At 41.7% G+C, this 10,376-nt stretch carries 9 protein-coding genes; 7 read left to right on the forward strand and 2 right to left on the reverse strand.

The features are described 5' to 3' along the window. Positions 1 to 296 precede the first annotated feature (296 nt). Positions 297 to 1,256, forward strand: a complete 960-nt coding sequence (locus LD39_RS01815) for an ATP-dependent 6-phosphofructokinase (RefSeq protein WP_035542273.1) — start codon at positions 297 to 299, stop codon at positions 1,254 to 1,256. Positions 1,257 to 1,326: 70 nt separating this feature from the next. On the opposite strand, the gene LD39_RS01820 is transcribed toward LD39_RS01815, so the two are convergent. After that, on the reverse strand, positions 1,327 to 2,853 hold the full coding sequence (locus LD39_RS01820) for an amidase (protein WP_035542274.1): 1,527 nt from the start codon (positions 2,851 to 2,853) through the stop codon (positions 1,327 to 1,329). A 549-nt stretch (positions 2,854 to 3,402) separates the two neighbouring features. On the opposite strand from LD39_RS01820, the gene LD39_RS01825 reads away from it, so the two are divergent. From LD39_RS01825 to LD39_RS01850, 6 genes are all read left to right on the forward strand, one after another. After that, positions 3,403 to 5,022 (forward strand): FAD-dependent monooxygenase, encoded by a 1,620-nt coding sequence (locus LD39_RS01825; RefSeq protein ID WP_035542275.1) that lies wholly within the window; start codon positions 3,403 to 3,405, stop codon positions 5,020 to 5,022. Positions 5,023 to 5,268: 246 nt separating this feature from the next. Beyond that, the gene (locus LD39_RS01830; RefSeq protein ID WP_035542278.1) at positions 5,269 to 5,919 is read left to right on the forward strand and encodes an SDR family oxidoreductase; all 651 of its coding nucleotides are present in this window, start codon (positions 5,269 to 5,271) and stop codon (positions 5,917 to 5,919) included. A 265-nt stretch (positions 5,920 to 6,184) separates the two neighbouring features. Then, the gene (locus LD39_RS01835; protein ID WP_035542280.1) at positions 6,185 to 7,129 is read left to right on the forward strand and encodes a ribose-phosphate diphosphokinase; all 945 of its coding nucleotides are present in this window, start codon (positions 6,185 to 6,187) and stop codon (positions 7,127 to 7,129) included. A gap of 149 nt (positions 7,130 to 7,278) precedes the next feature. Further along, complete coding sequence (locus tag LD39_RS01840) at positions 7,279 to 8,199, forward strand: VanW family protein (RefSeq protein WP_035542282.1); 921 nt, start codon at positions 7,279 to 7,281, stop codon at positions 8,197 to 8,199. A gap of 263 nt (positions 8,200 to 8,462) precedes the next feature. Continuing rightward, a complete protein-coding gene (locus tag LD39_RS01845; RefSeq protein ID WP_035542284.1) occupies positions 8,463 to 9,032 on the forward strand; it encodes a hypothetical protein in 570 nt (189 codons plus the stop codon). Positions 9,033 to 9,085: 53 nt separating this feature from the next. Next, a complete protein-coding gene (locus tag LD39_RS01850; RefSeq protein ID WP_035542286.1) occupies positions 9,086 to 9,880 on the forward strand; it encodes a serine hydrolase in 795 nt (264 codons plus the stop codon). A 43-nt stretch (positions 9,881 to 9,923) separates the two neighbouring features. Here the strand turns inward: LD39_RS01850 and LD39_RS01855 are convergent. Beyond that, positions 9,924 to 10,376: helix-turn-helix domain-containing protein (locus LD39_RS01855; RefSeq protein WP_304413569.1), on the reverse strand; the 453-nt coding region annotated here is incomplete at its 5' end.

The following is a 10,376-nucleotide window of genomic DNA, read 5'->3' on the forward strand; positions in this document are numbered from 1 at the left end:
AAAGACCGGCATGCGAACATTTTTGACTCTGGATTTATTAAGGAAAGCCAATTTGCTCCTTTAATGGCTTCCGATCAATTAGAAAATATTCCTTTCATATTAGAAACTCCGAGAGAAGTTGTTTCTCATAAAGAAGAAATCCGTCAATTACAACAGACATGGGGAAGAAATAAGTAAAATGATATGCTGTGCTTCATTGATTTTACCATCATCCTCCAATCCGTTCCCTTGTTGCCGCAACTAATAAAGTATAAAATAGCTATCAATGATTGTGGTAAAGAAAGAGAGTGATGACAATGAATAGAATTGGTGTCTTAACTAGTGGAGGAGATGCTCCAGGAATGAATGCAGCCATACGTGCTGTCGTAAGATCAGGTTTATATCATGGAATCGAAATGGTTGGAATTAAGTATGGATTCCAGGGGATTTTGAACAATAATATTGAGCAAATGGATGCGGAATCCGTCGGTTCTGTTATGCAGCGAGGGGGGACCATCCTGCAATCATACATATGTGAAGAAATTGAGACTGATAACGGACAAGATCAGGTAATTAAAAACTTAAAAAATGCGGGTATTGATGCCCTTGTTGTCATTGGGGGAAGAGATGCTTTAGAGACGGCAAAGTGTTTAGCGAGTAAAAAATTTCCGTGTATCGGCATTCCTGCTACAATCGACAATGACATTCCGGGTGTGACCGATGCCATTGGCTTTGATACTGCTTTGAATACAGTGATTGATTACATTGATCGAATACGTGATACCGCGTCTTCCCATGAGAAAACATCGATTATTGAAGTTGCCGGGAAGGATACAGGGAATATAGCTTTGTATTCTGGACTAGCTGGCGGGGCGGAAAGCATCTTAATCCCTGAAAGGAAAGAGGATGCAGAGAAAATTGTTGAACAGATGAAAAACCAAAGTGGACGAGTAAAAAGGTACAGCATTATTATCGTAGCCGAAGGAAGTGTGACTGGAATCGATCTCAACGCCAAACTGAAAGAAGAGGCAGGGATCGAATCACGTGTGACCGTACTAGGTCATACCCAGTATGGAGGTGCGCCAACAGCAAGGGATCGTATGTTAGCGAGCCGTTTGGGAGCGTATGCGATCGATTTGCTGATCAATCATGAATCAGGGAAAGTGGTGAAGATAGAGAATAACCAGCCGGTGAATGATGACTTTGATGAGATTTTCTCTCAAGAGTCCCGCATCGATGAAACGATGTATCATCTGTCTGAAAGATTGTCTCTATAAAGGAGCCTTGGATTTTATAAAAGGGGGTTACAGCTGAAATAGATGGGCTGTAACCCCTTTAAACTTGCAGTTAAGAAGTGACCGAAACCCGTTCATGGGTGACTTGGTAGGCATGGGCGGCTTGTAATACAGTTTCATCTTCTCCCGTTCGGCCGACAAGCATCATTCCGACAGGCAGACCTTCTGATTTTCCACATGGAACGCTCATGGCGGGGTGTCCCGTTAAATTAAACGGTGCCGTGTTTGGAATCATCTCCAGCGCTCTCATAATAATTTCATCCTTCGGTGCGTCAGGTAAAGGGATTTTTGTCGGTTTCATTGGTGTGGTCGGCAGGACAAGGATATCATACGTTTCCAGGGCCTCATCATAAGCTGCTTTTAATTTTCGTACCAGGTTTTGGGCAATCGCATAATACTTCCCGTTATAATGGTTTTGCATATATTCACCTAGCAAAACAGTCATTTTAACGGTTTCTGAAAATTCATCGGCCCTTGTTTTTTTCGCTTTTCCATAAGCATCTAGGAGTTTTGTGCTATAGTGACCCTTCCAGTTTGTGCCCATTCCGTTTTCTTTGACCATGCTGGAGGTTAATCCTTCTGTTCCCACGACATTCCAAATATGAATTCCGTCCCGATGCATGGGGATGGATACCTCTTCTACAGAAGCTCCCGCATCTGCTAAGGATTGAGCGGCTTGGTTGACGAACAGATCTACATCCTCTTCAGAAAGACCTTTCCAATTAAATCCCTCGCTTAAAATTCCGATCTTAAGACCTTGAGCATTCCCTGTCAGGGCTTCGGAGTATGGTTTTGCTTCTAAGCCCGATTGTCTTGGATCAAGGTTGTCCGGTCCGGCGATGACTTCGAGCAGTAGTGCGACATCTTCAACACTTCTTGCTATGGGTCCGGTGTGATCAATGGTTTGTTCGATTGGGAAAATTCCCGTGTAAGGCACCAGTCCAAACGTAGGCTTTAATCCAAAAACTCCGCACCATGAGCTCGGCATTCGAATCGATCCTCCTTGATCGCCTCCAATGGCCATGTCTACTTCGCCGGCAGCCACGAGGGCAGCACTACCACTAGAGGATCCACCTGTTGATCGTGTAGGATCATGCGGGTTTAAAACGGGTCCGGTGGCTGAAGTGTGACTTCCACCAGAGAGGCAGAAGTCTTCACAAACCGCTTTTCCAACAATTTCACCACCTTCATCCAGGATCCTGGTTACAATGGTCGCATCTTCATCCGGTACGAACCCTTCCAGCAATGAAGAACCGTTCATCATGGGAACGCCTGAAAGACTGATATTATCTTTTAAGACGACTTTTTTTCCTGCTAACTTCCCGGAGTCCCTGCCTTTAATGGAAGTTTTCCAATACCAGGCATTGTATTCATTTTCTTCAGGGGAAGGCCGTTTTCCAGGTGTTCGAGGGTATTTGACGGGTAGTGTCGGCTCTACCAATTGACTTAATCGGTTATACGACTGGATTGGTCCGTCCATTAGCTGTTGGTATGTCTCTAAATCCTCTGTCGTCATGTTCATGTTAAAACTCTCTGCAATCTCCAATAACTGTTCAATCGTCGGTTTTTTTACTGCCATTCCAATTCCTCCTTGAAAAATGATAGATTTACTTTCCTCTACAAAACTTTCAACAGGACAAATCATGGACTATATAGTAGGAAACCTTGATGTTGAATTTATATAAAGATCTGAGAAGTACATGTGAAATGAGAAGGAAGAACAGTTAAAGAGGACAAAAATAATTTGAATACTTTTCCAATTAAAATATTAGATCAAACGGAATCTATCGTCAATAATATTTTTTGAATATTTTGTAAATTTATTGTTGAATCTTGTAGCTATGTTCAACGAGGGAATCTTTTTGAAGGAAATTAAAGGTCAAGGCGGAGGGCGTCTCTCTTTTTTGCAGGTGTTGGCACACTCTCACCATAACCTCAGTAACTTTGTGAAAAATGAGGGTGAGCCCCTTAACGAATCCTTTTTCTCTTAATCTATCTTTGAATGTGTCCTCAGGTGCTTGATGATAGAGATTACGGGTATCGTATTAGGATAGTTCCGGCAAGATTTGAATAACCGTAACATCAGAGAAAACGCAGCGGTCATTATCAAAGGAAAGGAGCACGTCTCATGACTGGCGTGATCGAAACGGATGTGCTGATTATTGGAGCAGGACCTGCAGGACTTATGGCAGCCAATGAGTTGCAAAAGAGACAGGTGGATTTTATTTGTTTAGAAAAGAGGTCAGGACCTTCTGAGTTATCAAAAGCTCTTGGCATACAGGCGAGGACACTTGAAATGTTCGAGCTCCTTGGTGTGCAAAAAACTTTTTTAAAACGGGGCTATCCTGGTCCCGGTTCCAAACTGCATTTAGGAGGAGAACATCCATCACTCGTTGAACTTTACCACATCCAAAGCAGATATCCCTATCTCTTCATCATTCCTCAAAGTGAAACGGAGCAGATCTTAGAAGATCATTTAACTTCACTAGGCGGAGAGGTCGAGCGAGAGCATGAAGTCATCGAAGTCACACAAAGCGGTGAAGGTGTGTTTGTCACAGCGGTTCATCAGGGAGAATTGAAAAAGTATTTTGCGAAATATCTAGTTGCCTGTGATGGCGCCCACAGCAAAGTGCGCGAAGCTCTCGAAGTTGAATTTGCAGGTGAGGATGATGGCTACACATTTTTCTTAGGAGATGTAGATGTTCCTGAATTAAACGAAATTTATATTAATATGCATCTGAACGACCGCGGAGCTGTAGCTTTCTTTCCCTATAAAGACGGCAGCTATCGTGTCGTTGGGCTGGACCGAGCAAAGCAGGGTCAGCCGCACAAAGATGAACTGTCTTTGCAGGAATTACAAGAAAGTATGGATACCATTTTGGAAACGTCCTATCGAGTGGAAAACCCTAAATGGCTGTCCTATTTTGGAACGGCTCATCGACAAGTTCCCAACTACCGCCAGGGAGATGTGTTTTTTGTCGGGGATGCAGCGCATATCCACAATCCTCTTGGCGGCCAAGGGATGAACCTTGGCTTGCAGGATGCGGCAAATCTTGGCTGGAAGCTGGATGTGGTCCTGAAGGGTTATGCGCAGGATTCTTTTTTGAATAGTTATCAGGATGAGCGATTTTCGATTGGGAAAGATGTACTCAAAGAGACATCCAGAATGCTGAAAGTTATTAATTTAGAAGGGGCGCAAGGGAAGATCCGGAACTGGACAGGGAAAGCGGTCTTAACCCAAAGCTGGGTTCAGGAAAAAATCGCGAATCATTTATCTCATATCTATAACGAGTATGAGCACACGTCCAGTAACAAGAAGTTAAAGAATTCATCTCTCTCGAAAGGTTCCCTTCAAGCAGGCAAACGAGTACCTGACCACCTCTTGTTTTTTGATGGCATCAACGATGAAAGTGTGTACCCGTTAATTCGAAAACATGGGACTGTTTGTTTCATTTATATAGATGCCCAAGATCAAGAACTTATTAATGAAGCTGATTCCTTTTCTAAAAAGTTGAATAAAACCTACCCGGATCTCATGAAAATTTTCCTTGTCGCAAAAGGTGGGACAATTCGAACAGATGGAGATGAGCTCCCGATTATTTACGATGTGCACCGCCATGTAGAGAAGAAGCTGGGCATGAAAAAAGGGCATACACTTGTCATTCGTCCGGATGGGCATGTTGCGTTTCATCACTCGTCTGTGAATGCTGAACAAAACTTAGAGAAATTAACCCGTTTCTTTAGCTAGGACGTGGGAAAGCCTTCATGCACGAAAGCATGACGGTGTTTTTCTATAAGGATTTCCATACAGCCATTCAAATTTTTGGTTGCGAACACGAGGATAAATACGGTTTGAAGCATTGCTCAGAATAGAAAGATGAGAGAGCGGGTATAGAATAATGTTCTAGAATAGATGAACAACACGATGACTGATGATAAATCATCATTGTAATCGTAAATCAATCTATAGTTTTACTTAGAAAGGGTGGAGAAATTGAAAGTACTTGTTGTTGGAGCAAATGGACAAATCGGAAAACATCTTGTGAGATTTATTCAAGACAGCGAAAGCCTTGAAGCAAAGGCAATGATTCGTAAAGAAGAGCAAGCTTCTTTTTTCCAAGAACTTGGCGCTGAAACCGTCGTCGTTGACCTGGAGGATGACCCGGAAACGATTACTAAAGCGACCGAAGGCGTGGATGCCGTCGTATTCACGGCTGGTTCTGGACCGAATACAGGACCTGACAAAACGATGATGATTGACTTGGATGGTGCGGTAAAAACCATCGAAGCAGCTAAGAGTGCTGGTGTGAAGAGGTATGTTATGATTAGTTCGTTTGATACGACTCGTGACGCCATCCAATCGGCACCTGAATCTTTTGCGCCGTATGTTGTAGCTAAGCATTATGCGGATGTTTGGTTAAGAGGAACCGATCTTGACTATACGATTATTCATCCTGGACGTTTAAACAATGAAGATGGGACGGGCGAAGTTGAAGCTTCATCCAAAGTGGAACGAGGCGAAATTCCTAGAGAAGATGTAGCTCGGGTCATTCTAAACACTTTAGAAAATGAAGCAACAATTGGCAAAGAATTTCAAGTCGTCTCTGGAAGCACATCCATTGAGGACGCCATTCAATCCCTATAAATAAAGCTTTTTAGAAAGAGACAATTCACCTACATGAGGTGAATTGTCTTTTTTATGAGCAATAAGAAGTGACTTTGATCCTTGAAGTGGCCCGTGTAAATGTGTCATTACGTAAGTTTGTGATATAATAATAAAGAAAAATTTACGGAAAACAAACGTGGAAGATGTTGTTTTTTACAATATACGTTAGAGAAAAGGCTCTAAAATAAGAGCTGGTCTGCTACATACCTCCCTTTATAATTTTTTTAGTACAGGAGAGATCTATATGAGTTCAAAATCGGAAATGAAGCTGTTCACTTTAAATTCTAATCAACCTTTGGCGGAGGAAATTTCGGAAATATTGGAAGTTCCTATTGGGAAAAGTTCAGTCGTCCGTTTCAGTGATGGCGAAGTTCAAATCAATATTGAAGAAAGTGTCAGAGGCGATGACATTTATTTAATTCAATCGACTTCTCAGCCTGTGAACGAAAACTTGATGGAACTTTTAATTATGATTGATGCTCTAAAGAGAGCGTCAGCGAAAACGATTAACGTCGTTATTCCCTATTACGGCTATGCACGCCAGGATCGGAAGGCGCGTCCGCGCGAACCGATCACGGCAAAATTGATTGCTAACTTACTGGAAAAGGCAGGAATTTCAAGAGTAATCACCCTGGATTTGCACGCACCGCAAATTCAAGGCTTCTTTAATGTACCTGTTGATCAGCTGCTCGGTGTTCCTATTTTAGCGCAGTACTACAAGGAACAGGACATCAAAGACTTGGTTGTTGTAGCTCCTGATACGAGTGGTCTTAGACGTGCAAGGAGGATGGCGAATATCTTAGATGCGCCGATAGCTTTTGTAGATAAACGCCGACCTGAGCCGAATGCGCCTGAGGTTAGAAATGTAGTTGGTGAAATTGAAGGGAAAAACGTCATCATTGTGGATGACATGATCGATACAGCGGGCACAGTGACCCAGGCTGCCGAGGCTCTTCTGGAAAGCGGAGTGAACGACATTTATGCCTGCGGGACCCATGCGGTTTTATCTGAGCCATCCCTCCAAAAAATTGATGATTCACCGATTAAAGAGTTAGTGGTTACCAATTCTATTTTCTTACCCGACGAAAAACGAATTAAGAAAATTAAATCCCTATCGGTTGCCCCATTATTAGCGGATGCGCTGTTGCGGGTACAAACCGAACATTCCGTAAGTGAACTGTTCGACTAAATTCATAAAAATATATTCACTAAAAGATGACCTCATTAATAAAAGGGGTCATCTTTTTTCTGAGTTCGCTTAAAGAAAAACGGCCTTCTCAAACTTGTTCACATGATTCCTCCCTCTTCTACTCATACTACCCATAGGAGGATTCGCGTATGAAAATGGCCATTTTATCTTTATGTTTACTTTTAGCGCAATCGGTGATTCAAGAAAATAAGTTGTCTATAATGCATGATGGGGAAGAAATTCTTAGTGTGAACCGAAACGATTTTGCACTCGAGTTTGTTGGGAAGCCCTTTATTGATCAAACGAAAACAGAACAGCTCCTTGAACGGATCGATGAAAAAATAAGCCGGGAACCTGTAAATGCCAAAATAGGAGAATCAGGAGAAATCATACCTGGTGAGGCTGGCTACAAAGTTTATCAACAGAAGTTTAAAGAGAAATTTTATCAGAAATTATTTAACACGGAAGCGGACACCCTAAATGTTCCTAAACTTGCTGTTCTTCCTCAAGTAGATCGAGAACTGCTCGCTAATATCCGCACCCAGCAAATCGGGCATTATGTAACGTATTTTAATTCAAACAATGAAGAACGCTCCCATAATATCCGTCTTGCTTCTGAAGCGCTTGACAGTCATGTTGTCTTTCCTGGTGAGGTGTTTTCGTTTAATAAAGTGGTTGGAAAAAGAACGAAGGAAAAAGGGTATAGGAATGCTCCAGTCATCGTCAAAGGAGAAGTAACGGAAGGGATTGGAGGCGGAATCTGTCAGGTTTCCTCTACGTTGTTTAACTCCGTTGACAATGCAGGAGTAGAAATTAGGGAACGCTACTCACACAGTAAATCTGTTCCGTATGTTCCCCCTGGTCGAGATGCAACTGTTAGTTGGTACGGTCCTGATTTTACTTTTAAGAATCAGTATAATCAGCCTTTATTAATTCGATCCAAAGTTTATGGAGGACAGATGAGTGTAACGATCTACTCTTCTGATGTAATTAATTTTGACCCCAAAAATATTCCCAATGCCAGTAAGGAACTACCGGAGGAATCGGGAAGAGGTCATGGTCATTCTTAAATTTCGAGTGATCGTTCTAATAGGAATTTTATCAAATGAATAACATAAAAAAGTGCGTTCCTAAAAGGAAAGCACTTTTTTAATGAAATGAAAAGGAACGGACGTGTTTTCATTAATTTAAAGTTAGCTTACCTTAGGGTTCTATCAAAAGGATCAGCAACTTTTTTCTCAATTTTTATTATCTAAAAGGAATCGAATTTCCTCTCTTCTTAGTGTGCTATTATATTCTATAATCGTGACTTATTAAAGGAGGCTCGTCAGTCATGTTTACATTAAGAAATGCGATCAATATGCGGCTGGAGGATATACAAGAAGAAAAAAGACACCTAAGGGAAATGATCGAGCAGCTCACAAAAGAACAACATGAACTTATCGGCCGACTGGAGCGTATGGAACAAAAAAGTGAAAACCCCGAAATCTCTAACATTGTGAAAGAGTTAGCGAAAACTGATGACGATTTAAAAGGAATGAGTCCTGATATACCGGCAGATCTATTAATAGAGAAAACAACGAACCAATTTAAAGACAGTTTTTCAACGGAAGCATTGAGAAATGAGTATGTGCTTCCGACGGATCCTGTAGCCTTTTCTCAGGATCGATCAAAAAGCATGAGCTATAAGGAACTGACTCAAATTTTGATTAACTATGCCAAAGAACATCAAAACCAGGTTGATCACGAGAAATTTGAAAAGTATTTGATCGATCACTACCGCTTCGAGCCTGAAAACTTTTCTCAAATCATATGGCGTGCAAGAAAAGAAGATTCGCGGTTAAGAAGCTTGATCAGCGGAAATCGAAAGATAACGATATTGGATATCAGTGGGACAGAGTAGAACGGTTAGATAAGTTCCAGTACAGGTTAGTTAAAAAAGGAGGAGCCTGTGTCATGAGGTCCTTTAAAGCTGAAGTTGAACACACTGCTGCAAGTATTAAAGGCAATGTCAGCATTGTAGTCAAAACGACCGATGAAACGATTGAGATTAATAGTAAAAAGAAAGTGCCAGCGGCAAGTACCATCAAGATTCCAATCCTTATGGAAGCTTTTAGGCAAGTGGAAATAGGAGAACTGGACTTTGATGAGAAGGTGGATATTCCTTCACATAAGAAGGTAGGAGGAGATGGAGTCCTTAAGCTATTGAACAATTCCCTTTCCTTATCAATTCTCGATCTAATGAAGCTCATGATAGTGGTGTCTGACAACACCGCTTCTAACTTAGTCATTGATAGACTTGGTTTTTCAAACATCAATAATCTATGTGAGAAGTTGGACTGCACAGACACTCGATTGAATCGCTATTTCATGGATTTTGAAGCAATTAAGGCGGGGGTGGATAATGCTACTTCTGCCAGTGACATGGTTCAATTCTTTTCAGAAATAAAAGAGTCTCAGTTGCTCAGTCGAAAGTCGTGTCAGAGTATTTATAACATCCTCAAAGAGCAGCAATTCGCGTCAGGACTCCCTGCTTATCAAAAGGATGGAGATTTAGAGATTGCTAATAAGCCAGGCATGCTACCGGGTGTGCAACATGATGTTGGAATCTTTACATACAACAGTGAAACGGTTTATGCGGCGGTTTTACTCAGTGAATTAGACGATGAGGAAGCCGGGAGAAGAGTGATCGCTGACATGGGACGTAGTATTATGGAATTCATAAAAAAGAAGAGGATTAAGAATACATAGGTTTGAGAATTCCCGTACATCAATGAGATGCACGGGATATTTTTTATAAATCATATTTTCGTAATCGATATTGCAGACTCTGGCGACTGATGCCAAGAATTTTTGCAGTGCGGGAAACGTTGTGATTGTTCTCCTTGAGTGTTTGTTGAATATAAAACTTCTCCATATCACTCATTTTTTCTTTTAACGTTCTTGGAGATCCGTCCTTACTTCCCTTTTCCAGCAGCGGCTGATGATCGGGATACATTTTACGTAAGCGGGCAGGGAGGTTGTCGATGGATATGAATTCCTCGTTCGTAATTAAATTCATCGTTCCCTCAATCGTATGTTCCAGTTCTCTCACGTTGCCAGGCCACGTATGTTGCTGAAGCAAATGCATGGCGTCCTCATTAATGACTTTTACATTCATTTGGAAAAGATCATTATACTTATCGATAAAACTCTGAGTCAGAGAAAGCAGATCCTCCATGCGGTTTCGGAGCGGCGGGATGAATAA

The sequence above is a fragment of the Halobacillus sp. BBL2006 genome, assembly GCF_000786645.1.
Taxonomy (GTDB): Bacteria; Bacillota; Bacilli; order Bacillales; family Halobacillaceae; genus Halobacillus.

What these genes read in the sequence shown, in the direction of transcription:
- LD39_RS01840 (WP_035542282.1), top strand. Translation starts at nt 7,279, where the DNA reads ATGAAAATGGCCATTTTATCTTTATGTTTACTTTTAGCGCAATCGGTG.
- LD39_RS01845 (WP_035542284.1), top strand. Translation starts at nt 8,463, where the DNA reads ATGTTTACATTAAGAAATGCGATCAATATGCGGCTGGAGGATATACAA.
- LD39_RS01825 (WP_035542275.1), top strand. Translation starts at nt 3,403, where the DNA reads ATGACTGGCGTGATCGAAACGGATGTGCTGATTATTGGAGCAGGACCT.
- LD39_RS01815 (WP_035542273.1), top strand. Translation starts at nt 297, where the DNA reads ATGAATAGAATTGGTGTCTTAACTAGTGGAGGAGATGCTCCAGGAATG.
- LD39_RS01820 (WP_035542274.1), bottom strand. Translation starts at nt 2,853, where the DNA reads ATGGCAGTAAAAAAACCGACGATTGAACAGTTATTGGAGATTGCAGAG.
- LD39_RS01850 (WP_035542286.1), top strand. Translation starts at nt 9,086, where the DNA reads ATGAGGTCCTTTAAAGCTGAAGTTGAACACACTGCTGCAAGTATTAAA.
- LD39_RS01835 (WP_035542280.1), top strand. Translation starts at nt 6,185, where the DNA reads ATGAGTTCAAAATCGGAAATGAAGCTGTTCACTTTAAATTCTAATCAA.